A 23,833-nucleotide genomic window follows, 5' to 3' on the forward strand; every position below is an offset into this window, starting at 1 on the left:
TCGCGCTGGGGCTGGCGACTTGAGGATATTACAGTAAAATTCAGTGCGAATGGTCATAACGGTCTCAGAGACACGCGAACCTCTAACTTCAGCTCCTAATTTCAAGTTCATTCCGATCAAACGGTTGCGTCCTCAAACACTTTCGGGAAACGCGAAGAGAAAATTTGACCGGCACTCCCCAGCGTGTAGACTCCACAAGCTGAATTGTGACATGTCGCGGACAGGAGTATGATACACCTGTTCACTTGCCAAACTGCCACACCGGGGAAACAAATTGTGTTGGCATGTTCTGCGTTTCACTCATTCGTTTTGCTTTGATTCAGGTCACTTGTGTCGTCACAGTTATCTCAGGAATTCCGCGAGACGGTCCGCTCGCAAACGGACTTGGTCAGCCTGATTGGCGAAAGCATCGCCCTTCAACCGCGACACGGCGGGCGACAATACGTCGGCCTCTGCCCATTCCACGACGACCACAGCCCATCGCTGAATGTTTACCCAGATCGCCAAACCTTTAGATGTTGGTCCTGCCAGACAGGTGGCGATTGCTTCACTTACGTGATGGAACGTGAAAAAGTGCCGTTTCCGGAAGCGCTGGAGCTTCTGGCACGACGGGCGAACCTTCCAATTCCGCAGAAGATCGCCAAATTCACGCCAGGCGAGGAAGCCAGCCGCGCCAAGCTTTTGGAGATTCTGCAATGGGCAGAGAATCTTTTTCATAAAGCATTGTTAGAGCTTCCCGCTGCGGAACCAGCCAGACGTTACTTGGCTGAACGGGGATTCACTGACGAAACAATCAAGAAATATCGGCTCGGGTTCCATCCCCCCTCATGGACATGGGTTCTCGAGCAAGCCACGACGAAGTACTCCCCGAAGCTACTTCTGGATGCCAGATTAGTCGGGGAACGCGATGGACGTCATTACGACAACTTTGTCAATCGGGTGCTGTTTCCGATCTGTAATGAACGGGGCCAACCGGTTTCTTTTGGAGGAAGAGTTCTTCCAGGAAGCACAGACCCCGCAAAATACTGGAACGGCCCGGAGAGTTCGGTCTTCCACAAGAGCCGACTTCTTTACGCGATCGATAAGGCGCGAGACGCAATTCGTACTCTCGACCAAGTACTGGTAGTTGAGGGTTATACGGATTGCATCACTTGTCACCAGCACGGCATTCAGAACGTTGTGGCGACGCTAGGGACCGCTCTGACAGATTCGCATGTCACGGCGCTGAAACGGTTTGCAGGTCGGGTCGTATTGATCTTCGACGGCGACAGAGCAGGGCAGGACGCAGCAAGAAAAGCGGTCGAACGATTTCTCGCACAGGATGTCGACCTGCGAATTTTGACATTACCAGACAAACTGGACCCCGCTGAGTACCTCACTGCATACAATGCCGACGAGTTCCAAAAGCTCATGGCACAGGCCCCTGAAGCATGGGAATTCCAGTATCGCGCCGCGCGGGCAGAGCACGGCGCAGAGACGATCCATGGACGCCAACGCATCCTGGAAGAAATGATTGGTTTACTGGCTCAGGTTCCCAACATGACGGGGAGCCTTCGCGAGTCGCTGTTAATTGCAAATCTTGCACAAAGACTCATGGTCACAGAGGAGGTCGTTAGAGAAAGATTGAAGAACGTTCGGGCCGACGGACCGAAGCGATTCCGCACTGAAGAATCAGCAGGACAGCGTCCGGAAATGTCTCGAGAAGTCATGCGAATTCTCGCACGACGATTCACACGAGACGACCGTTTGGAATACGACTTGCTAGAACTGGTGTTGGCGGCGCCGGAGTTTTTCGGCTTCGCAATGGGGACCATTGGAGACCAGCCCCTACGGAATCCTGTTCTCTCGCAGATCATGGAATTCTGTTTGTGGGAGATGGAAGAAAATGGAGAGATCACGCTCGCTGGTCTGTTAAGCCGAGTTGAAGACCAGCAACTGAAAAGCCTTGTGGTCTGGATGGATGCACAAGCGGTGGCAAAGGGAATTGCCAAAAAAGTTCGAGAGAGCGATTTTGACGATGACGGCTGCCCTTTGCTATTGAAGACCTCTCTCGCCAACCTAAAGTGGCGGGAAGAAGAAAAGCGTCAACAGCATTTGTCAGCGCAGTTATCACAGCAACCGGACGGAGCAGGTCAGCTCGATGAAGCCACGGAAGCTTCGCTCAGGCAGGCAGCGGAATTTCACCTAAAAAGAGCCACCAGAAAATCCACCGTTTGAAGCCCGCTGTGCCGGCTTCTATTGGAGAACCAGAATGCATCGTTCGGATGATCGGCTGCGGGAACTGACAGAACTTGGACAGTTGCAGGGATTTCTGACCTTCACGCAAGTGAATGAATACCTTCCTGACGAAGCGGTCAATCCAGACAAGATTGATGCCCTGTTGGTCATGCTTGAAGAACTCGGTCTAACCATTCGGGACGAGAAAAAAGCTGTTCAACAGCCTGTCGTCACCAAAGCAAACGGGAAAGCACCTGCCCCTCGCAAGCTGCAGACCGTCAACCTGAATGGCATTCTCGAAGAGACTGGCGGGGGACGTAGCATTGACGACCCCGTCCGGATGTACCTGTCACAGATGGGCGAAATCCCTCTCCTCACCAGACCGGAAGAGATTTCACTCGCCAAGAAAATTGAAGTAACTCGCAAGCGATTTCGTCGGACGCTTCTGGAGTGTCATTTCATCTCGGTTGATGCGTACGAAACTTTACTGAAGGTGGAACGGGGAGAGTTGCCGTTCGACCGGACCATCAAGATTTCGCTCACGGAGTGCACCGAGCGCGATCAAGTATTGGGGCGCATGCCTCTCAACCTCCGGACTGTGAAACAGATTCTCGATCAAAACCTGATCGTCTTCGCGGAAGCGACCAGTTCAGAGACATCAAAAGACCAGCGGATTCGTTGCGAGCGACAACTGGAAGACCGCCGCCGTAAGGCAGCGACATTGCTCGAAGAAATGAGTCTGAGAACCAATCGTCTCACGCCACTCATTAAGCGTCTTGAACAGATCTCGAAGCGAATGTTGGATCTGCAGGCGGAAATTCATCGGCTTCGTCAGGATCGACAATTCAAAGAACGCCGTGCGAACTATGAGCAGGAACTCGCAGACCTGATGAAAATGACTCTTGAAACGCCAGAAAGCCTGGCGGCTCGAGTTGTCGAGATTCGCGATCGTTATGCAGCCTATGACCAGGCGATGCGTGACCTCTCAGCCGGAAACCTTCGATTGGTTGTTTCGATCGCCAAAAAGTACCGCAATCGTGGCATGAGCTTTCTGGATCTGATTCAGGAAGGGAACACCGGCCTGATGAGGGCGGTCGATAAATACGAGTATCGCCGGGGGTATAAGTTTTCGACCTACGCCACATGGTGGATTCGTCAGGCGATCACGCGAGCAATTGCAGACCAAGCCCGCACAATTCGTATTCCCGTGCACATGATCGAAACGATGTCTCGATTGCGTCGCGTCAGCAAAGCACTGGTTCAGGAACTTGGACGTGAGCCGACAATCGAAGAAGTCGCACAGCGAACCAATTTGAGCGTCGATGAGGCAGCCCGAGTTCTGAAGATGTCCCGTACTCCTGTCAGCCTTGATAAGCCGATGGGGGACAACGACGACACCATGTTTGGTGATTTCCTCGAAGACACGAGTGAATACAATCCGATCAGCCAGGCGACTCAGGAGATGCTCAAGGACAAGATCGACCAAGTCCTGAAGACTCTGACATATCGTGAACGAGAAATCGTCAAGCTCCGATATGGTCTGGGCGACGGTTACACCTATACGCTTGAAGAAGTGGGGCGGATCTTCAAAGTGACTCGTGAACGTGTCCGCCAGATCGAAGCGAAGGCGGTCCGGAAACTTCAGCATCCTGCACGATCCAAGCAGCTGCAGGGCTTCCTTGAACGACTGTCACTATCGCTTGGTCAAAACTGATACGTGACCATCCCAGCACGGGCGCCTTCTCCAACCAGGGAAGTTGCTTGTTAAAAGGGGTTCCTCAAGAGTCTCAACGTGAATTCCGAATCAGGGGTCGCTCATATTCTGGGCTGCCCCTGATTTTCATTTGTAAAGTCAATCACTGACAGGGAATTGTCAGCTGCAACCGTTGAGATCCAAGCCGAATCAAATCACAATGCGGAGAGAAAATTCACAACACGATTCGGGCTACTCAGCGTCCCCGATCGCGATCACATCATTGTGATCTGCTCAACGACTGGAAATAGCGTTATGGCTTTGAAGATTTCGACGATCGACTGTGCACACAGCAACGCTGCTCAACTCTTCGCAGATCTTCGCCAGAAGCTGAGTCCGCAAGGAAACGTCGTCTCCCCCGCTAGCCGTCAACGCACCATTGAACTCTTTGGTGAGCCGCTCACCCCGCAACAGGTTGTCGAGCGAATCTGCCACGATGTTCGTACTCAAGGGCTCCCGGCACTTCTGCATTACACTGCAAAACTCGACAAGAAAGAGCACAGCCCTGAGTCGCTGCGAGTGAGTCTTGATGACCTGAAAGCGGCTCACGCTGCAGTGGACGAATCGTTCCTGAACACGATTCGCGCTATTCGAGATAACATTCTTGAGTTTCAGCAAGCGATCCTGACACACGACGTTTCCATTCAGCGGCGTGTCGATGATGCGCGAGTCGAACTCCGGCAACGCTATCTGCCGTTACGTCGCGTCGGAATTTGTGTTCCCGGCGGCGCAGCCGCCTACCCGTCGACAGTTCTGATGACCGCGGTACCAGCGATGGCTGCCGGTGTTCAGCAGATTGCGGTTGTGGTCCCGCCCACCCAATTCGGCGCCTACAACACCGACATGTTGGCAACGTGCCATGAACTGGGAATCACCGAAGTTTACCGCGTCGGGGGAGCTCAAGCTGTTGCGGCATTGGCCTACGGCGTTGAAGGAATCCCGCGAGTCGACAAAATTGTCGGCCCCGGAAATCTGTTTGTCGCCTTGGCAAAGAAACATGTTTTCGGCGAAGTGGATATCGACAGCATCGCTGGACCAAGCGAAGTTGTTATCCTCGCCGACGAGACCGCAAACCCAGCCTTTTTGGCCAGCGATCTCATCTCTCAGGCAGAGCACAGCCCCGGTTCAGCCGTCCTGATCACGTGGCACGCTCCATTGATTGATCAAGTTCATACGGAGCTTGAAAACCAACTGAGCAAGCTGGAACGTGGTGACCTCGCCCGCACTAGTTTGGAAGACTACGGCGCCATGATACTCGTGCGTGACGAAGACGAAGCTGCCGCGTTCGCAGACGAACTCGCGACAGAACACTTGCACATTTCGACCGATAATCCAGAGCGACTACTGGCCAAAGTCCAGAACGCTGGGGCAATCTTTCTTGGACACTACACACCGGTCGCCCTCGGCGATTACGTCGCTGGCCCGTCCCATGTCCTCCCAACGGGTGGAACAGCACGTTTCGCCAACGGTCTCTGCGCGAACGACTTCCTGAAGCGTTCTTCAATCATCAGTTACAACGAAGCCGCATTGCGATCTGATGCAGAGTTGGTTCAAGCGATGGCAGACAAAGAGGGGCTGACGGCACACCGCAACAGCGTCGACATTCGCCTTCAGTAGTGCGAGCGGGCCGACACGTTCAATTGAGCAATCAACTTCAGTCACTCTTCTGAAACAGGCAAAGCTGCCAGTTCACGTTCAGCCCCCCAAGCGGGTCGGAACAGGCTATCGAAGCCCCGCTTATTCTCGATCGGATAACGTCGACCGAGACCCGTAAAGTTTTCCAATTCGAAAACTAACTCTCCGAGTGGAAGTCGATGAATCGGTTTGTCATTCATCCGATGAACCGTGAACGCGATCCGATAGCGACCGGAGGAGAGAGTCTGCGCAGGAATTCTCCACCGTTGTGTCAATCGGCATGGCTGAATCGTCTCCGCAACTCCGGTTTCAGCGTCGTCGAAAAGAGATAATGCGAGCTCTCCGCCATAGTCGGACAGTAAGCGAAACCCGAAGGCAAGCCCATCTGTCGGCTTGTAGATATCGAGTATCCCGCCGACCTCCAACTCGAGCCCCGCGTCCCAGACATCTCTTCCACCGCTGGGGCGAACCCAGACTTCCTGCAATTGCACCTCATCGTTTCCACTAGGCCCGTGCCAGTGCGTCACGCTGCTTCCACCGGAATTCTTATAGGTCTGAATCACTTGATGAATGGGCCCGATCGACGTCACGTGACCATTCTCGATCAGTACTCCGCGGTGGCAGAGTGAAGCCATCGCAGTCGAATTGTGGCTGACCATGATGATCGTGCGCCCCGAGTTCGTGGAAAGATCTTCCATTCGCTCCAGGCATTTTCGCTGAAACGCAGCGTCCCCCACGGCCAGAACCTCGTCCACGATGAGGATTTCCGGTTCCAGAAACGCTGCGACTGCAAACCCGAGACGAACTCGCATCCCGGAAGAGAATCGTTTGACCGGCGTGTCGACATACATGCGGCAGCCAGCGAAGTCGATGATGTCATCCAGGTGGCGCGCAATTTCATGTCGACGCATTCCGAGTACAGCCCCGTTGAGAAAAATGTTCTCTCTCGCGGTCATCTCGGGGTGCATCCCCGTTCCAACTTCCAAAAGAGAAGCAATTCTCCCCTGAATGCGAATGCGACCTGTCGTCGGGGCTGTAATACGGGATATGAGTTTCAGCAACGTCGACTTGCCCGCACCATTCGTGCCGATGATGCCCAGAATCTCTCCCTCGTAAACGTCCAAATTGACGTCTTTGAGTGCCCAGACGAAATTGGATTTGGAACTCTGGTCGCGGTAATTTGTTTGCCCAATGGGTGCGTGCGGATCTTCTTTCCCACGAACTTTCGCCCACCAGCGATTCAGATCATGACTCAGCGTACCCGTCCCAATTTCACCAAGACGGTAAAGTTTCGACAGATTTCGGATTTCAAGGACTGTTTTCGACATGCTGTTTGAAGACGTTGAAGTCACCTCTGGGGCATTTCACTGAAAGTTACCGCGAACTCCTCTCACCGCAGGAATCACACGGTATCCATGAAGTCCTGCTCCGTTCGATTAAAGATCAATACTCCAGAAAACAAGACCAGCAGAGTGAACAGAGAGGAATAGACCAGTCCAAGTAGAGAAACTTCGCCGACCCCCAGAAATGCATGACGAAAGGCCTCCACAATATGGCTCAGCGGATTCCACCAAAGGATGTTGCGAACAGGTCCGCGCATCTCACTCATTGGGTAAATGATTGGAGTCGCATACAGGAGCAGTTGTACGAGGAACGGGACGACCATATTCAGGTCGCGGTACTTCGTCGTCAAAGAGCTAAGCGTAATCCCGAATCCAAGCCCCATCATTGCCATGAGAAAGGCCAGATAAGGAGTCGCGATCAGCCAGAGATTAGGCGAGATTCGATCGGTAAACAGCAGGTACCACAGATAGAACGCCAGAAACAAACCTAACTGAATCAAGAACTTGATCATTCCGGATATCACGAGCGACAAGGGCATCGCCAGTCGAGGAAAATAAACCTTCCCGAAGATCTCGGCATTCAGAGTGAACGTAATGGATGTACGAGTCAATGTCTCGGAAAAGTAGTTCCAGATGACGATCCCTGCCAGATAAAACAATGGCTGAGGGAGCCCGTCTGTCGAAAATCCTGCGATGTTTCCAAAGACGAGGATGAACATCAGCATCGTCAGCAACGGTTGCAGCACATACCAGATGGGACCAAGAATCGTCTGCTTATAGAGAGTGACCATGTCACGCTGGACAAGCATCAACAACAGGTCCCGATATTCCCAAAGCTGTCGAAAGGGAAGATGAAAGAGACCTCGCCGCGGAAGAATTTCGAGCGTCCAATCGGTCATCGAATCCGGCCAACTGCCAGTCAACGCTGATCGATCGGGTTCAGGCGGATTGTCCGAGCCAGTGGGGGCATCGGTGGAGTGCATTGCTCACCCACTCAATTCTTGGGAATTTGCTGAAATTCTAGGGTCTCCCTTACCAGGGAAAAGAACTCCGATCGAAATGCGACAACTCTCGCTCCAGTATAGGCCTGAAACGAGAGTTGTGGAAATTCATCGACCGAATCAGCGGCAATACAGCTGTGCCTACTTCTTCACCGAGCGTTTTTTCTTTTTCACCGGCTTGGCAGCCCGTGAGGCAACGCGCGACGATTTCTTCGCCTGCTCAAGCAACCAGACCATGACCGCTTTCGCGAGGTGCATGCGGTTCTCGGCTTGTTCAAAAATCACGCTTCGCGGATCATCCATCGCCTCTTCGCTGACTTCGAGTCCACGCCGAGCGGGGAGACAGTGCATGAATTTCACCTTCGAGCCCGCGGCGTCCAACAACTCTCGATTGACTTGGTAGCCAGCAAATTCCTGGGAGCGTTTTTCCTTCTCCGCTTCTTGCCCCATGCTCGCCCAGACATCGGTATAGATGAGGTGAGCCCCTTTAACAGCATCAAGTGCATCGTAGCTCTGCTCGAGCTTCAGCTTGGGGAACCGATCCCTTGCCTTGGCAATGAAGTCGACCGGAAGCTCATACCCTTTCGGAGATGCAACAGTGAGGCTTGCCCCAACATGGCCGCATGCCAGTGCGAGCGACTTTGCGACGTTATTTCCGTCACCGACGTACACAATGCGTTTCTTGGCAGAAGCACCAGCGACTTCTTCCAGAGTCAGGATATCTGTCAGTGCCTGACATGGATGAAAATCGTCCGACAATCCATTGATAATGGGACAGCCAGCGTGCTTTGTAAACGTCTGAATCAGTTCCTGCGAGAATGTACGCAGCACGATGATGTCAGAGTAACTCCCCAGCACGCGAGCGATATCTTCTGGTGTTTCTCGACCGTCTAAGCCAGCTTCCTTCGCATTCAGAAAGATGCTGTGGCCACCCAACTGGTTCATGCCAGCTTCAAAGCTGACTCGAGTGCGCAGTGACGGCTTTTCAAAAACCTGCGTCAGCACCTTACGTTCGCACAAGGGAGCGCGATTTCCCTTTTTGGTCTGCGCCTTCAGCTTGACTGCCAGATTAAGAATGTCGCGAACTTCCGCGCTCGTAAGATCAAAGAGAGAAGTGAGATGCCGCATGAATCAATCTTCCGGTGAAAATAAGCCGGTTTAAATCGACCTGTATAAAAGTTCTACTGAATAGCTTTCGAACGAGAACCCAGAATTGCAAGTTCAGATTCGAATACCAGAGGAATCTGAAAAAAACCAGTGTTTTTGGCCGTCAAAATCACTTCAACTCCAAGCGACCTGAACGGTTAAAACGGCTAGTGAGACCAATCGCCATTCCCACCCTTAAAGAGCTTCCGCTGCATGCTGGCCTGGTAGGGAGTCCAGTTAGACCCTGAGTTCGGGTCCGACTCGATCAGCGAGATGAACTCATTCGTCTTTGCGTCCAAATTATCGAGATGATGCAGTGCAATTGCTTCTGGAGTCATCGGTAGCTTTGGACTGCCGAACTCGTAAGTTCCGTGATGGCTCAAAATCAGATGCTTCAAACGAATTGCCAGTTCCGTTGGGAACGGGCGACCTGTTGTCTGCTCGGTGAGCCGGATCTTGTCGTTGAGCTTTTCAACCCCAATTACAAGGTGCCCGATCAACTGCCCCTCATCTGTGTAGACGAAGGTTGTGTCATAACTAAGTTCCCAGATTTTCCCGATGTCGTGCAGAAAAGTTCCTGCAAGCACGAGATCGTAATCGACCTTCGGGTAGAGAGGAGCGAGTCTCGTGGCACCTTCAGCGAGAGTCAGAATGTGCTCCAGCAGGCCACCGTGAAAAGCGTGGTGCAAACGAATGCCTGCAGGGGCAGCTTTCAACCCCTCGACGATTTCATTGTCACCCAGGAACGATTCAATCAGCGATCGAAGCTCAGGATTCTTAATAGCCATGAGCAACTCAACAAGACGATCAAACTGCTCATCGGTGTTGGCATCACTCTTCGCAACAAAATCGTCTGGCTCCACGCCTTCTGCCAGATCAATACGGGTCATAATGAGCTGCAAGTTCCCCTGGAACAACTGCACCTTCCCTTTGACCTTCACGTAATCACCGGACCGAAGATGCCCTACGGTTGATTCAGTGACATTCCAAAGCAAACCCGAGATTTGACCGGTTTTGTCTCTCAACTGGGAGAGGAGATAGCTGTCACCGTTTCGATTCGCGCGGAGTTGGCGATCACCAAGAAGATAGACTTCTTCAATGTTCTCCCCGTCCTGAAGCAGATTCACGAATCGACGCGACATGGTCCAACCACCCTTGCACTCAGGCGCCACCGTTTTCGACGTGATGGCAACGTCGCCAAAACTAGCGGGGTCGCTGAACATATTGCCCAACGAAACCACAAAAATTCTGACGAATGAAATAGCAATCTACAAAAGCAAGAAACGCCAGAAGCCATTCCAGGCTGCGGCGTTTCATGCACTTCATCAATAACTTCAAACTATTGAGTGCCCCCACAAGGACTCGAACCTTGGACCAATTGATTAAGAGTCAATTGCTCTACCAACTGAGCTATAGGGGCGTCGACTCCCACCTTAGCGGCGGAAATGCGAAGGAACGATTATAACCACAATTTGCGTCCACACAACCCATCGACACTTCCATTTCCCGGAAGTTCACCATAACACGAAAAATTCAGGGCACGCGAATCTAACCATCCATCCTCATCGACTGACGAACCCACATTGCGTACTCCTCGCTCCCTCCCACAATCGGCCAGACCACAACACACGGATTCTCGTAGCTGTGCAATTCACGAACACGAAAGCAAACCGACTCCGCCAACTCTTCAGTGACCTTTAGCAGAACCGGAACTTCCAAATCCTCGCGAAGAACGCCAGCCCACTGATACATCGAAATACAAGGAGACAAAATATTCCCACATGCCACGATTCCCTCGGAGAGCAACTGCTTCAAAACAGCGGCAGCTTCCTCCTGACCTGGAAATGTGACGTAAACCGTTACGATTGAGTGCATTCAGTCGCTTCAAAAAAAGAGAGACTTCGAAGTCTTGAAATCAGAGACGGGAACTACTAACCTTCGGAACTTTCCGCAAATCGGCCGGGGAGAATCCGTCACGATATTGCATTGCGGAAAACCATTGTCAAGAGAGAAGAACAGCCCTTCCCATGTCGCAATTCGTGAAAATCACCGGCACGCCCCGCACATCGTTGGGTTCGACAGCCACTCGCCGCCTGCGTAACGAAGGCCTTGTTCCGTGCAATGTTTACGGACACAAGCAGGCCGCAGCTACAATTTCTGTCACCAGCGACGCAATTACCAGCGTCGTCCGTAGCGGATCCCACGTCGTCGAGCTGGAAGTTGACGGCAAATCAGAAAATGCGTTGGTGAAAGACGTTCAGTGGGACACTTTCAGCACAGGGATCATTCACGTTGACTTCCTTCGCGTCGATGTGAACGAACGAGTCAAATTGGAAGTTCCTCTCGTACTGCGTGGAACACCACTGGGTGTTTTGGCTGGTGGTGCACTCGACATCACTCACCACATGGTTGCGATTGAATGTCGCGCAATCCAAGTTCCAGATTCAATCGCTGTTCGCGTTGCTTCACTGAACATTGGCGATTCTGTTCACGCCCGCGATCTGACAGAACTGCCAGATGGAGTGACGATTCTGACACCTGCAGACGTCGTTTTGATTCACGTGTCGGCTCCTAAGAAAGCCGAAGACGCTGCTCCAGCTGAACCTGCTGCGAGCTAGTGAAGCAAACATGAATTCGACCTGCTTAACGCCGGTTGAATTGTTGCCGGAGCGAAACGGTGAAGATTGTTGTCGGACTGGGGAATCCAGGACGAAAATATGCTGGAACACGCCACAACATAGGTTTCGAAGTTGTGCAGGTTCTGGCCGAGCGGAATTCGGGGGATCGCTGGAAAACCCGTTTTGAAGCCGAAACCGCAGAAATTCAGCTGGGCGGCGAGCCAGTGTTGCTCGTTGCCCCGCAAACATTTATGAATCTCAGTGGACGTAGTGTTCGAAGTGTCGTGAACTTTTTTAAAGTTCCACTCAGCGACCTCATCGTTATCTGCGACGATCTGAATTTAGAGACTGGCCGAATTCGAATCCGTGCAAGCGGTTCCGCGGGAGGCCAAAAAGGGATACAAAACATCATCGACCAGTTGGGAACGAACGAATTCCCGCGGTTGAGGATCGGAATCGGACGCCCGGCGACGACTGCTGAAACGGTCAATTACGTTTTACAGACATTCGCAAAGTCGGAACGACCTGTTCTGGAGCAAGCTGTCGATCGAGCGGAATCCGCTCTTGAAGTATGGGCAGCAGAAGGAATCGGGGTCGCTATGACCCGGTTTAATCGCAGCGAAGACGCGAGCGAGTAGACCAGACAAATTCAATTTGAGAAGAACTTGGTTTGAAGGGGATGTATAGTGGCTCTGCGACTGTATGAGTGCATGTTCTTGCTGGATAGCGGTCGCTATGCGCAGGATCCAAGCGGGACTGAAGCGATTCTTCAAGAGTACTTGGAGCGTTGCAAAGCTGAGATTGTCGCCAAAGCTCCTTGGCAAGAAGGAAAATTGGCTTACGAGATCGACGGTCACCGCAAGGGTTTGCACTACCTCGTCTATTTCAAGATGGACGGATCAGAGGTCGAAAACCTCAACCGTATCTGCAAACTGAGCGATCTCGTGATCCGTAACCTCGTCATTGAGCACGATGAAAAGCTCTTCGACCTGATGATTCAGCAATTGACCGTTGGCGGTGCACATGGCGAAGAAGAGCCATTGCCAGTCGGCGCTCCAAACCCAGTCGGCCGCGACCGGGATCTAGAGTAATTGCTCGTTGGTTGAATTCTCGGGCGGTTTTCTCCAGAACTCCGCCCGACAGGTTTTCTCTCGCACGATCGGGTGAAACTTGTCAGAATTAAAGTCGAACGAGATTCAGGTTCAGCAAGTAGCGGATTGGAATTCTGTCCGTTTTAACGACACGGGATGGTTCGTCTGCGAAAGTTGGCAAGATAACTAGGGACAGTCATGGCAAGTTACAACAAGGTCATCCTGATCGGTAATCTCACTCGGGACCCCGAAGTGAAGTACACGACCGGGGGGACGGCTGTTGCTGAGATCGGCCTCGCTGTGAACCGTACCTGGTTTGACCAGAAGTCAAATGAGCGAAAAGAAGAAACGACTTTCGTCGACGTCACCCTGTGGGGCCGACAGGCGGAGGTAGCAGGCGAGTATCTGGCAAAAGGCCGTTCGGTGATGATCGAAGGTCGTTTGCAACTCGATTCCTGGGATGACAAAGAGACAGGAAAGAAGCGTTCCAAGCTGCGTGTTGTCGGTGAGCAGATGCAAATGCTCGGTGGCCGCGGTGATGGTGGAGGCGAAGGCGGCGGTGGTCAACGTAATGCCGGAAGATCTTCTGGCGGGCGTGGCAACTCCGGAAACTCGAACTCCAACGATTCAGCTGATTCCTACTACGATTCCCCACCGTCGGGGGGTGGCAGATCAGGGGGCGGCTCGAGCTTCTCTGACGAAGACGTCCCGTTTTAGACTGAATTCAAATTTCAACTGATCACAGCCAGGCCCCTTCGGACTGGATAAATTGACCTGAGTGAGTATAGATCGGGTCCAGGAGAGAAACATGGTCGTCCAGCGTAAACACGGACAGAAGATCCGTTCCAAAGATCGTCAGGGTGGAATCGAGCTCCTTCTCGCCGAGAACGTCGAAAGCCTTGGCAAACAGGGCGAAATCGTTCGCGTTAAGCCAGGCTACGCTCGCAATTTCCTCGTTCCGCATGGTCTCGCAACCATCGCGACAGAAGCAAACAAGCAAATGGTCCTTCGCCATCGTAAGCGACAGGAAGAACTTGTTGTTGCTCGTCGTAAAGAACTTCAGCAACTCGCAGACAAGATCAAGTCTTACAGCGTGACTCTCGAGGCCAACGCGACAGACGAAGGTCATCTCTACGGTTCAATCAGTCAGGCTGATATCAGCAAGGCTCTCCGCAAGGCTGGTTACCCTGTGGAAGCTGAACACATCAAGACCGAAGGTCTGATCAAGAGCCTCGGTATGTACACCGTCGTTGTTGAACTGGCACCTGAAGTTGTTACAGAAGTCAAGGTCTGGGTCGTGCCAATGGCAGCGATCAAGTAACTGAACGTGACCGGCCTTTCCGATGTATTTCGGAAACTCGAACAATTTCTGATTCACAACAGAACCCGCTGGAATCTCCAGCGGGTTCTGTTCATTATGGGCGAATGTACTTCTCTGCACGGTCTTGGAGACCCAGTTTCTGGTTGTTTCGGCCTGAGCGTCTAAGAGATTAATTGAGTTGAAAGTTCGTGAACGCTCCCGTATTCCAAGGATTGCTGTTCCGTTCTGGAGTAAGTGATGGCGAGAGAAGCATCTGGTGAGTTTGTCGGGAAGATCCCCCCACAGGATCTCGAAGCGGAAAAGAGCGTGCTGGGAAGTATTCTTTTTTCCAGCGAAGCGTTCGACGAAGTCATCCACCATCTGCAATCCGATTGCTTCTACGCGGACGCACATCGCCGAATCTTCAAATGCGTTCACAATATGTATGAACGCGGGATGCGTGCCATCGACGTCGTGACCCTCGCTCATGAGCTCAAAAAGCAGGGTGACCTCGATGAAATCGGCGGCGCTGCCTACCTCAACGAAATCATGGGAGCGGTCCCGCACGCAGCCCACGCGGACTATTACGCCCGAATCGTTCGCGACAAGTGGATGCAGCGAAGTCTCATTGAAGCGTGCACAGAGTCGTTGAAGGAGGCTTATCACGGCAGCGACGAAGTGTCCGAGATACTCGCGAAAGCAGAACGACGCATTTTCAGCATCGTCGAGAACCAGGAAAACTTCTCGAGTATCGCGATCGACGACATTCTGGACGTGACGTTCCAGCGAATTTTCGAGCGTATGGATATGGAGGACACGGTCAGTGGACTCCCGACCGGTTTTCACGGACTTGATGAATACACATCAGGATTTCAGCCAACAGAACTTATTGTTCTCGCTGCCCGTCCTTCGATGGGTAAAACCGCTCTCGTCTGTAATTTTACGCTCGCAGTTGCGAAGGCCAATAAAGGTTGTCTGCTCTTCAGTCTCGAACAGTCAAAAATGGAGTTGGCTGAACGTCTGCTGTGTATTCATGCCAAGATCAGTGGTCACAAGCTTCGAAAAGGTGAGCTGGACGAATACGACCAGAACACGCTGATGGAGGGGGCCAATGAGATGAGAGCAATGCCGATTTTCATCGACGACGTCGCGGGTCGTACGATGTCACAGATCGCAGCGATATCTCGCCGGTTGAAACGTCGCTCCCAACTCGACATCGTGATTATCGACTATTTGCAGCTCATTGAGGCTGAAGACAAGCAGATGCCTCGCGAACAGCAGATTGCGTCGATCACACGTCGTTTGAAGTTTCTTGCCAAAGACCTGCACATCCCTGTCATCGCACTGGCGCAGTTAAACCGTGGTTTGGAACAACGCGAAGATAAACGTCCGAAGCTCTCCGACCTTCGCGAGAGCGGTGCGATCGAGCAGGACGCGGACATCGTCATGTTTCTGCATCGACCCGAGGCGTACGATCCGCAAGATCGTCCCGGAGAAGCGGATCTCATTGTCGCCAAGAACCGTAGCGGTCCCGTTGGAACGGTGGAACTCGTCTGGTTGCGAGACATGCTGCGATTCGGTGACAAGAGCCCGATCAGCATCGACATTGCCTAATGGGAAACGAGAACACCGAACACTCGCTCCCAGTAGAATCACCCTGAATTGATCTCAGTCGGTTGCTTGAAAGCCATCAGAACCCGCGTCGCGCGATTGCTGCGGTTACCTTCAAGCACTGTGAACTGGACTAATTCACTGGGATTGATGCTCGACAAACCAGGGCAAATTAACGGAAAATAAAGGCTGGCACACCAGACGAGCCCGCCTTGGCAGTTTTCCGGAATCCAAGCATGCCCCGACTCCTCCCCGCGATCCACTTCGTCGCGATGACAGGTTACATCAGTTTGTCATCTGTGGCTGCCGAACCTGTCCAAATGTCTTGGCCCGACCGCTACGGACCGACCTACAGCGGACTCGCTGCCCCTGAGGAGTCCGTCGACCTTCCAGTTCAATGGGATGAAAGATCCGGCGAGAACATCGAATGGAAAATCGCTCTACCGGGATTTGGTCATTCAACACCGGTGATCGCTGCCGGAAAAATCTGGCTGACCTATGCCACTGAGGACGGGACGCAGCAATCCATTCTGTGTCTCGACGAACAGACAGGCGAACCGCTTCACGATCAACTCCTGTTCTCAAACAGCAATCCGGAACCGCTTCACAACAAGGTGAACACATACGCATCCCCCTCCTGCGTGCTGGAAGAGGATGCTGTCTATGTTCACTTTGGAAGTTACGGAACAGCCCGCATTCGACCAGATACCTATGAGGTTGTCTGGCAACGCACCGACATTCCGTGTCGCCATTTTCGAGGACCGGGATCTTCGCCGATTCTCTTTGAGAACCTGCTCATTCTCACCTACGACGGAATCGACCAGCAGTTCGTCACAGCCCTCGACAAGGCAACCGGGGCTACGGTTTGGCGAACAGATCGATCAACGAATTACGATGACCTCGACCAGGACGGCCAGCCTCGAGGGGAAGGAGATTACCGCAAAGCCTACGGAACTCCCGGCCTAAAAGTGGTAAACGGACGGACGCAACTTCTCTCAGTCGGCTCCCGAGCGGCGTTTGGATACGACGCTCTGACCGGTGAGGAGATCTGGACGATTACGCACGATGACTTCAATGCCTCTGCGCGCCCGATCAACTACAAGGAATACGCCCTAATCAACACCGGGTCCGGAAGCTCGAATCTTGTTTGCCTGCGTCTTGATGACACCACGCTAGGAAACGTGGATAAATCGCACGTGAAATGGAATCGACCGAAGCAGAATTCCGACTTATCCAGCCCCATCCTCGCCAATGGCCTCGTCTTCATGATCCTCGGCAACGGCGTGACGGTTTGTGTCGATCCGGAAACAGGTGACGAAGTTTGGAAAGCAAGGATCGGAGGAACTTATGTTGCGTCTCCAGTCTCAGCGAACAATCTCGTCTATTTCACCAGTGAAGAAGGTGTTACCACCGTTGTCCGAGCCTCTGATCGGTTCGAAGAAGTCGCCAGCAATCATCTTGAAGAAGGAATGAGGTCCTCGCCAGCCATCGCTAATGGAGCACTTTTCCTCAGAACCTTCGGACATCTCTACAAGATTTCACAGAAAAAGCAGTAAGCGACACAGCAGGAATCGAGTCGGGGTCCATGACGGGTTGAATCCCGGATCATTTCCGGGAACTGCTCAGCATCTCTTTGCGGTCTTCCCAATCGTCCATCGAGCAAATCACTTCTCGGGACTTCGAGCCCTTATAGTCCCCGACGATTCCATCTTCTGCCATGTGGTCAATCATCCGGGCAGCACGGCCGTAACCAACTCCGAGCGCTCGCTGCAATAACGAACAGCTTCCGCGCCCTTCCCGAATCACCACTTCCACTGCGCGATCATACATGTCATCGCGTTCGCGAGGTCCGTCTCCTCCACTACCGGCCTGCATTGCTGCCTTGGTGGCCTGCTCAATCTCAGCGGAGTAGCGTGTCGGGTATCGACTATAGAAATCGATGATGGAGTTCACTTCATCATCGCTAATGTAAGTTCCTTGAGCACGCGTCAGCGCACTGGTCCCCGGAGCAAGATACAGCATGTCCCCGTTCCCAAGCAGTCGCTCCGCCCCCATTTCGTCGAGAACGACGCGACTGTCCATCCGGCTCGCAACCTGAAAGGAAATTCTCGCAGGGAGGTTGGACTTGATCAGTCCGGTGATGACATCAACTGTTGGTTTCTGCGTTGCTAGAACAAGATGAATTCCCACAGCCCGCGACTTTTGAGCCAGACGGACAATGTGTGACTCCACTTCTTTCCCGGATGTCATGATGAGGTCCGCCATTTCATCCGCGATGATTACGATGTAAGGCATCCGCTCCGGAATGGCATCTGCTTCCGCGTCATCAGGATCAATTTCGAGGCGATCGAGAACCGCTTCCTTTCCGAGAGCGTTGTAGCTGTCGAGATGCCTCACTCCCACTTTTGCCAGCAGGTCGTAGCGTTCTTCCATCTTGTCGACTGCCCAGGCCAACACCGCTTCTGCTTTCTTCATGTCCGTGATGACCGGATTCATGAGGTGCGGAATCTTGGTGTACGGACTCAGTTCGACCATCTTGGGGTCGATCATCAGCATTCGGACATCGTCTGGAGACCGGGTCATCAGAATGGATGAAATGAGTGTGTTCAGACAGACGCTCTTTCCCGTTCCTGTTCGACCTGCGATGAGCAAGTGTGGCATCTTGGCCATGTCGACCACGAGCGGTCGCCCGCTGACATCTTTCCCCAGGAAGAGAGGAATGCGCATTCCCTCTGACTGCTCGCGACAGGCTACGATGAGTTCTTTCAGACGAACAGTCACCTGTTTTTCGTTGGGAACTTCGACGCCAACCGTGTTCTTGCCGGGAATCGGAGACACCACCCGAATCGCCGGGACGCGCAATGCGATCGCAAGATCATCCTGTAGGTTGGTGACCTTTGAAAGGCGGAGACCGCGTTCGAGTTCGAGTTCGTACTGTGTGACGACCGGTCCGGTGTCGATCTCTGTCACTTTGACGTTGAGACCAAACTCGTTGAAGGTTCGCTCCAGAGTTTCCGCCGCAGCCTGTGCCTTCTCCGCCAGAAATTCGAACGGGAACTCCTGTGCTTCTTCCAGAATCTCCATTCCGGGAAGGGGAACACTTCCAATTGGCGGGAGGACGTCGTGTTCTTTCTTCCGAACTTCAGTCGTCGAAGCTGGACTCTGTCGACTTCCGAGCGGGCGATTCACCTTAAACCCGCTCCCTGCCAGTCGGGGAGCATCCGCTTCGCTCTCTGCAGGCACTTGAGGAGGCGCGACGATCGAACGTCGTATAATCGCTGGCGACGATGTCTCGACTTCCACTGGAACTGCGGATCGAACGAGCGCCTCTGGATGTCGCGGCTGGCGATACAGTAATCGAACGGGCCAAAAAAGTACTCGGAATGGCAACGTTACAAACTGCATCACGAGTTTCATGAAGAACGTCTCGGTTGCGAGCATGAGCCCCACGACGAAAAACGTTCCGACGATGACAACCGAACCCACCGTCGAAAAATTATCGGTCAGAAGCACCTTCCCCCAAGCACCAATGTAGCCGCCGCTTCCAATCAAAGGAGACGACGGAAAGTGCGGAAAGAGAATCTGCAGCAGCAGACAGACTGCAATCAGCATCGCAGCGACGCCAATAAAGCGGATCAGCGGATCACGAATCGGGTTACGCGAGAAAAGCCCCATATCGATGAGGACAACGCTCCCCAACACAAACCACGCTCCCAATCCGAATGTAGTAAAGAGGATGTGGGAGATTAAAGCACCCGTCGGACCACAAAGGTTCAAAGGGACAGCGCGCACCGGGTATACGAGCGTCGAAGGGGGATCCGACGCGTCATAGCTGAACAAGGCCAGAGCGGTGAAAACTGTCATCGCGAGGAGGCCAAGTGCCAGCAGGTCAGTTTTGAGACGCTGGTAATCAATCATGTTATTGGGGCGACAATCCCTGCCGCAAAACGCGTCCCAGCTACTGAAATCAAGTCCACCGACTCTGAAGTGGTGTCCATTCCAACCCTAGTAATCCGGGTCGTTCGGGTCGAGCTTTTTTGTTCGACGATATCACTTTTTCAAGACATCGCCGCTGACTTTCGGGGTCTCGCCATTTGCGTAATGTGTGCGAACACAGCAGGGTTGCAGTGGTACCCACAGTTCTTCGGAACCCTCCGCAACTAGCGATTATCCCGAACAATCCGGCATCAGGTGTCGCTGCGACCCTCTAGCTATTACTTCGAAAGTGTGCTGGCAAACTCTTTGAGGAAACTCTTCATCTCTTTCGCTTTCACATGATCTGCCGTGGTGATCTCGATACGAATCGCATCTTGACCACTTCGGTGCGGAAGAATTTCCCGACTTGAGCCAAGACTGGCGATTTTCCCCAAGGCATACTGGCCAGTTTTTGTGTACAGCGACAGATAAATTCCGTCTCGACGTTTCGTTTGCAACTCGACAGCAGTCTCCTTGGAACCTGTGTTTCGATAGGGAACAATTGTTTTGTTCGTCCAATCCGGTTCCAACATCGGAAAATTGGAATCGATCAGTTTGAAGAGTTCTTCGAGGACTTCGACTTTCCAATCAACTCGTTTGGTTGAAGGAAATCCCTTTCGTGAAAGGTGCCACTTTTGACCGAGGACCTTCCAGGGACTGAGGTCTTCAATCGACTGCCCGCTCTTTTCAACCTGCCCCAGATATGCCTTGGCAGCGGTCGTGATGAACTGACGGAATTGAGGCGTGTCGATCTCCTCTTTCCAGTGAACATCCAGAACAACCTCTTGAAATGGCCCCTTTTGCTGATTGACCCGGACGCGATCACTTCGATTGTAAATCTGCAACTCATCCAGCTCGTTGACCGACTTCAATCGAATCTGTTTCTGCAAGGACATTTCCTCAAACGTCCCTTTAGGAACCCTGAAATACATCCGCAAAAGCCACTCGTCTCCGGTCAGTGCATGGAAGAACCAGCCAGTGCCGGACTTCTTCTCAGCGGTCATTTCCACATGCGCCTGATCGTTCCAATTCGCAGGTTTGATTCCCTCGATCTTGCTGATCAGATCGACAACGTAACTCAGCGCAGCTCCTTCCCACCGAACCGATTTCCCGTTGCGAGCAATCCGCTGTTCCGTGTGCCATTTTTTACCGTCGGTCTGCCACGGTGAAGCTGTCGACTTGCCGACGCTGGCGATATCGACATCTCCCTTTTTCTTCTTCGCTGCCTCAGCGACATTGAAGATTTCGAGCTCAGCACGCTCATCGTTTTCGAGAACTGGTTGCAGTAATTCGCCTGTCCAACTTCGGAAATGACTGGTCAGTTCCGAGTCTACTTGGCTCTTCTTACTGGCTTTCCTTTTCACCGGTTTGATTCCTGTCAGATATCGCTGCGACTGGGCGACAACATCTTCCGGAGTGCCGGTTGCTACAATCCACCCGCCACCGGTTCCTGCTTCTGGGCCCACATCCACAATCCAGTCTGCGGTTTTAATCACATCGAGATTGTGTTCGATAACGACGGCTGTGTTTCCCTGTTCGACCAGACTATTGAGCACCTTGAGAAGTTTCGCGATGTCGTCAAAGTGGAGTCCCGTGGTCGGCTCATCCAGAAGATAGAGCGTTCGCCCAGCATTCGGCTTTGCTAGTTCCGCAGCAAGTTTCACTCGCTGCGCTTCCCCGCCGCTGAGCGTTATTGCAGATTGTCCGAGTGTTAAATAATCGAGGCCAATCGCAGCGAGAGTCGCGAGCGGAGCCCGGATTTTGGGGATGTTTTCGAAGACTTCGAGAGCCTTGCCGATGGAAAGATTCAGCAGGTCAGCAATCGAATGCCCCTTGTACTTGACCTGCAGCGTCTCCTGATTATATCGCTGCCCGTGGCATGTGTCGCACTCCACCCAGACATCCGGAAGGAAGTGCATTTCAATCTTTTTCTGCCCCATCCCTTCGCAATCTTCGCAACGTCCGCCCGCCCGATTGAAGCTGAATCGCCCCGGCTTGAATCCGCGTACTTTGGACTCAGGGAGCTTGCTAAACAGTTCACGAATCGGATCGAACACCCCTGTGTATGTTGCGGGATTTGATGCGGGTGTCGCACCAAGTGGTGCCTGATCAACGGCGATCACCCTGCTGATTTGATCGGCCCCTGACATGGAGTCATAAGGACCAGGAATTTCTCCCTGCTTCCGTAGATGACGAATCACCGCTCGCGCCAGAGTTTCCTGAATCAGCGAACTCTTCCCCGATCCAGACAACCCCGTCACGCAGGTCAACGCTCCCAATGGAATTCGAAGATCCACATCTCTCAGGTTGTTTTGTCTGCAGCCAGTCAGTTCCAGCCATGCCCCACCGGGAGGCTCACCATAAGCTTCTTTGACGAGGCTCAAATCGTCGATTGGAGGTGCCTTGTCGACGAGTTGCTGCATCCGGCGACGAATCGGAACGGGAATCGATTTCTGACCTGAGAGATAAGCTGCCGTGAGAGAATCTTTGGGATCGCGGATTAAATCACGAGACGATCCCTCGGCTGTTACGGTTCCCCCGAACCGCCCCGATCCAGGACCGAAATCGTACAGGCGATCGGCCGCCTCGAGGACCTCTCGATCATGCTCCACCAGCACAACTGTGTTTCCAAGGTCGCGCAGTTTTTCGAGTGCTTGAACCAGCTTGCCATTATCACGTGGGTGCAGGCCGATTGTTGGTTCATCCAGAACGTAAAGGACACCTGTCAGCGCGCGGCCAATTTGTCCCGCGAGCCGAATTCGCTGGGATTCTCCGCCCGATAATGTCGGCATGCCGCGATTAAGAGTCAGATAATGTAATCCCACTTCAACCAAAAACGACAACCTGTGAATCGCTTCATTGAGGAGGTCGCCCGCGATTTTCTTTTGTTCTTTATCGAGCTTGATCTGTTTGAGAAATTCCAGCACTTCGACCAGCGGCAATGAACACAATCCGGGGAGAGTCTGCTCGTGGAGTCTCACAGCAGCAGCGTCATCGCGAATCCGTTCCCCATGACAGACTGAGCAGGGGCGTTCGCCCACCAGATCCTGCAATCTCTGTCGGTATGGATACGAGACTCGAGACGCTTCCTCAATCGCGGGATAGATCCCCTTGTACTGCATTGCAATGGGATGTTTAAACCCGGGCAGCGTCACTTGAAACTGCTGTGAGCCTGTTCCCTGCAACACTAAACGCTGCTGGCGCGGTGCCAGCTTATACCACGGCAGGTCGAGCGGCAGATCAAGGTCTCTTCCCATCACCTCAATCAATGCGGAGAACACGGGAGAACTTGCAGGGCGCGGCCAGGCGGCCACCGCACCTTCTCGCAATGTGAGATTCGGGTTGGCCACGATGACACTTTGATTCGTACCAACCTCAGTCCCCAACCCCTCACAAGCCGGGCACCACCCGAGGGGGCTGTTGAACGAAAAGTTCTGCGGCGTCAGTTCTTCAAAGCTGCGTGACATAAAGAAAACTGTTCGCTCTTCTCGGTGAAAGGGTGCAAGATCTCCAACCAGAAGTTTAACAACGTGTGAACAGACGGACAGTCACGAACCAATGAAACGAATCCCACGTCGACCAGCGGTTCAATTCAATCAACCGTCAAGGATGCTTGCCCCACACCGCTACGACGAACTCAATTCCTCTCACCACGACCCCAATGTTCGTAACACACTATGCAATAGAACCTTACACACAACACAGACCACTCAACAAGACACCAATGACAAACTGACCATTCCACTTTGGTATTTTGAAGAGAAAATGCCAAAGTGGAGCATTCACGCGGTGCAACGCTGCCGTCAGTTCAGACAACTCCGAGAAGATTACCTGCGAAGAGTGACGAACCCGACAGCCCGGACACATCCACTCATTGAAAGTCTCTTCAGGTCCCCGATGGTCAGTATCACCAAGGCTGCCCGCGACTTCGAAGTCTCATACAAAACAGTCCAAAGGGAACTCGACAAGTTGGTACAGATCGAAATTCTCCAGGAAACCCCCAACTGGTACCCCAAAGTGTATGTCGCCCATGAAGTTCTCTCGATCGCCTTCGGGAATTGATCGACTTCCTCACAACACGTCATCGGTCAGCGAAACGTGATTCATGTGAACCTGTTTTCTTCTGAGTGCGTCCCCTCTAAA

At 52.8% G+C, this 23,833-nt stretch carries 17 protein-coding genes, 1 tRNA gene and 1 pseudogene; 11 read left to right on the forward strand and 8 right to left on the reverse strand.

The features are described 5' to 3' along the window. The first annotated feature begins 330 nt into the window (after positions 1 to 330). The 3 genes from dnaG (at position 331) to hisD (ending at position 5,587) form a co-directional block, all read left to right on the forward strand. Positions 331 to 2,217 (forward strand): DNA primase, encoded by a 1,887-nt coding sequence (gene dnaG, locus SH668x_RS18790; RefSeq protein WP_437186602.1) that lies wholly within the window; start codon positions 331 to 333, stop codon positions 2,215 to 2,217. A gap of 34 nt (positions 2,218 to 2,251) precedes the next feature. Then, positions 2,252 to 3,931: an RNA polymerase sigma factor RpoD gene (gene rpoD, locus SH668x_RS18795; protein WP_437186603.1), complete on the forward strand. Its 1,680-nt coding sequence runs from the start codon at positions 2,252 to 2,254 to the stop codon at positions 3,929 to 3,931. Between the two features lie 294 nt (positions 3,932 to 4,225). Then, the gene (gene hisD, locus SH668x_RS18800) at positions 4,226 to 5,587 is read left to right on the forward strand and encodes a histidinol dehydrogenase (RefSeq protein WP_437186604.1); all 1,362 of its coding nucleotides are present in this window, start codon (positions 4,226 to 4,228) and stop codon (positions 5,585 to 5,587) included. Between the two features lie 41 nt (positions 5,588 to 5,628). Here hisD and SH668x_RS18805 read toward each other — a convergent pair whose 3' ends face one another. The 6 genes from SH668x_RS18805 to cutA form a co-directional block, all read right to left on the reverse strand. Next, complete coding sequence (locus SH668x_RS18805; protein ID WP_437186605.1) at positions 5,629 to 6,933, reverse strand: ABC transporter ATP-binding protein; 1,305 nt, start codon at positions 6,931 to 6,933, stop codon at positions 5,629 to 5,631. Between the two features lie 74 nt (positions 6,934 to 7,007). Further along, positions 7,008 to 7,847: an ABC transporter permease gene (locus SH668x_RS18810; RefSeq protein WP_437188585.1), complete on the reverse strand. Its 840-nt coding sequence runs from the start codon at positions 7,845 to 7,847 to the stop codon at positions 7,008 to 7,010. A gap of 243 nt (positions 7,848 to 8,090) precedes the next feature. After that, the gene (gene argF, locus SH668x_RS18815) at positions 8,091 to 9,077 is read right to left on the reverse strand and encodes an ornithine carbamoyltransferase (protein ID WP_437186606.1); all 987 of its coding nucleotides are present in this window, start codon (positions 9,075 to 9,077) and stop codon (positions 8,091 to 8,093) included. Between the two features lie 185 nt (positions 9,078 to 9,262). Continuing rightward, the gene (locus tag SH668x_RS18820) at positions 9,263 to 10,237 is read right to left on the reverse strand and encodes a 3'-5' exoribonuclease YhaM family protein (RefSeq protein ID WP_437186607.1); all 975 of its coding nucleotides are present in this window, start codon (positions 10,235 to 10,237) and stop codon (positions 9,263 to 9,265) included. A gap of 205 nt (positions 10,238 to 10,442) precedes the next feature. Then, positions 10,443 to 10,515: transfer RNA gene (locus SH668x_RS18825), tRNA-Lys, on the reverse strand. Positions 10,516 to 10,643: 128 nt separating this feature from the next. Then, positions 10,644 to 10,970, reverse strand: a complete 327-nt coding sequence (gene cutA, locus SH668x_RS18830; protein WP_437186608.1) for a divalent-cation tolerance protein CutA — start codon at positions 10,968 to 10,970, stop codon at positions 10,644 to 10,646. Positions 10,971 to 11,122: 152 nt separating this feature from the next. Between cutA and SH668x_RS18835 the strand changes: the two genes are divergently transcribed. The 7 genes from SH668x_RS18835 (at position 11,123) to SH668x_RS18865 (ending at position 17,271) form a co-directional block, all read left to right on the forward strand. Next, entirely contained in the window at positions 11,123 to 11,713 is a 591-nt protein-coding gene (locus SH668x_RS18835) for a 50S ribosomal protein L25 (protein ID WP_437186609.1), read from the forward strand. A gap of 59 nt (positions 11,714 to 11,772) precedes the next feature. After that, positions 11,773 to 12,351 carry an aminoacyl-tRNA hydrolase gene (gene pth, locus SH668x_RS18840; RefSeq protein WP_437186610.1) on the forward strand — a complete coding sequence of 193 codons (579 nt, stop codon included), beginning with the start codon at positions 11,773 to 11,775 and terminating at the stop codon, positions 12,349 to 12,351. A 48-nt stretch (positions 12,352 to 12,399) separates the two neighbouring features. Next, positions 12,400 to 12,804, forward strand: a complete 405-nt coding sequence (gene rpsF / locus SH668x_RS18845) for a 30S ribosomal protein S6 (RefSeq protein ID WP_437186611.1) — start codon at positions 12,400 to 12,402, stop codon at positions 12,802 to 12,804. A 198-nt stretch (positions 12,805 to 13,002) separates the two neighbouring features. After that, positions 13,003 to 13,521 carry a single-stranded DNA-binding protein gene (locus SH668x_RS18850; RefSeq protein ID WP_437186612.1) on the forward strand — a complete coding sequence of 173 codons (519 nt, stop codon included), beginning with the start codon at positions 13,003 to 13,005 and terminating at the stop codon, positions 13,519 to 13,521. 91 nt (positions 13,522 to 13,612) lie between these two features. Beyond that, positions 13,613 to 14,125, forward strand: coding sequence for a 50S ribosomal protein L9 (gene rplI, locus SH668x_RS18855; RefSeq protein WP_437186613.1), 513 nt, complete (start codon positions 13,613 to 13,615; stop codon positions 14,123 to 14,125). A gap of 237 nt (positions 14,126 to 14,362) precedes the next feature. Then, entirely contained in the window at positions 14,363 to 15,718 is a 1,356-nt protein-coding gene (gene dnaB, locus SH668x_RS18860; protein WP_437186614.1) for a replicative DNA helicase, read from the forward strand. Between the two features lie 233 nt (positions 15,719 to 15,951). After that, positions 15,952 to 17,271: an outer membrane protein assembly factor BamB family protein gene (locus SH668x_RS18865; protein ID WP_437186615.1), complete on the forward strand. Its 1,320-nt coding sequence runs from the start codon at positions 15,952 to 15,954 to the stop codon at positions 17,269 to 17,271. A 49-nt stretch (positions 17,272 to 17,320) separates the two neighbouring features. On the opposite strand, the gene SH668x_RS18870 is transcribed toward SH668x_RS18865, so the two are convergent. After that, entirely contained in the window at positions 17,321 to 19,633 is a 2,313-nt protein-coding gene (locus SH668x_RS18870; protein ID WP_437186616.1) for a DNA translocase FtsK, read from the reverse strand. A gap of 296 nt (positions 19,634 to 19,929) precedes the next feature. Next, positions 19,930 to 23,151: pseudogene (locus SH668x_RS18875) on the reverse strand (excinuclease ABC subunit UvrA); the annotation flags it as partial. Positions 23,152 to 23,248: 97 nt separating this feature from the next. Here SH668x_RS18875 and SH668x_RS18880 point away from each other — a divergent pair. After that, a complete protein-coding gene (locus SH668x_RS18880; protein ID WP_437186617.1) occupies positions 23,249 to 23,752 on the forward strand; it encodes a hypothetical protein in 504 nt (167 codons plus the stop codon). Positions 23,753 to 23,833 lie beyond the last annotated feature (81 nt).

This window comes from Planctomicrobium mucosum, assembly GCF_051466335.1.
Classification (GTDB): domain Bacteria; phylum Planctomycetota; class Planctomycetia; order Planctomycetales; family Planctomycetaceae; genus Planctomicrobium.

Excerpts from the sequence above, each read along its gene's own strand:
- SH668x_RS18820 (WP_437186607.1), bottom strand. The coding sequence starts at position 10,237 with ATGTCGCGTCGATTCGTGAATCTGCTTCAGGACGGGGAGAACATTGAA.
- dnaB (WP_437186614.1), top strand. The coding sequence starts at position 14,363 with ATGGCGAGAGAAGCATCTGGTGAGTTTGTCGGGAAGATCCCCCCACAG.
- hisD (WP_437186604.1), top strand. The coding sequence starts at position 4,226 with ATGGCTTTGAAGATTTCGACGATCGACTGTGCACACAGCAACGCTGCT.
- SH668x_RS18835 (WP_437186609.1), top strand. The coding sequence starts at position 11,123 with ATGTCGCAATTCGTGAAAATCACCGGCACGCCCCGCACATCGTTGGGT.
- argF (WP_437186606.1), bottom strand. The coding sequence starts at position 9,077 with ATGCGGCATCTCACTTCTCTCTTTGATCTTACGAGCGCGGAAGTTCGC.
- rplI (WP_437186613.1), top strand. The coding sequence starts at position 13,613 with ATGGTCGTCCAGCGTAAACACGGACAGAAGATCCGTTCCAAAGATCGT.
- SH668x_RS18810 (WP_437188585.1), bottom strand. The coding sequence starts at position 7,847 with ATGACCGATTGGACGCTCGAAATTCTTCCGCGGCGAGGTCTCTTTCAT.
- SH668x_RS18850 (WP_437186612.1), top strand. The coding sequence starts at position 13,003 with ATGGCAAGTTACAACAAGGTCATCCTGATCGGTAATCTCACTCGGGAC.
- SH668x_RS18805 (WP_437186605.1), bottom strand. The coding sequence starts at position 6,933 with ATGTCGAAAACAGTCCTTGAAATCCGAAATCTGTCGAAACTTTACCGT.
- SH668x_RS18870 (WP_437186616.1), bottom strand. The coding sequence starts at position 19,633 with ATGATTGATTACCAGCGTCTCAAAACTGACCTGCTGGCACTTGGCCTC.
- SH668x_RS18865 (WP_437186615.1), top strand. The coding sequence starts at position 15,952 with ATGCCCCGACTCCTCCCCGCGATCCACTTCGTCGCGATGACAGGTTAC.
- cutA (WP_437186608.1), bottom strand. The coding sequence starts at position 10,970 with ATGCACTCAATCGTAACGGTTTACGTCACATTTCCAGGTCAGGAGGAA.
- rpoD (WP_437186603.1), top strand. The coding sequence starts at position 2,252 with ATGCATCGTTCGGATGATCGGCTGCGGGAACTGACAGAACTTGGACAG.
- SH668x_RS18880 (WP_437186617.1), top strand. The coding sequence starts at position 23,249 with ATGAAACGAATCCCACGTCGACCAGCGGTTCAATTCAATCAACCGTCA.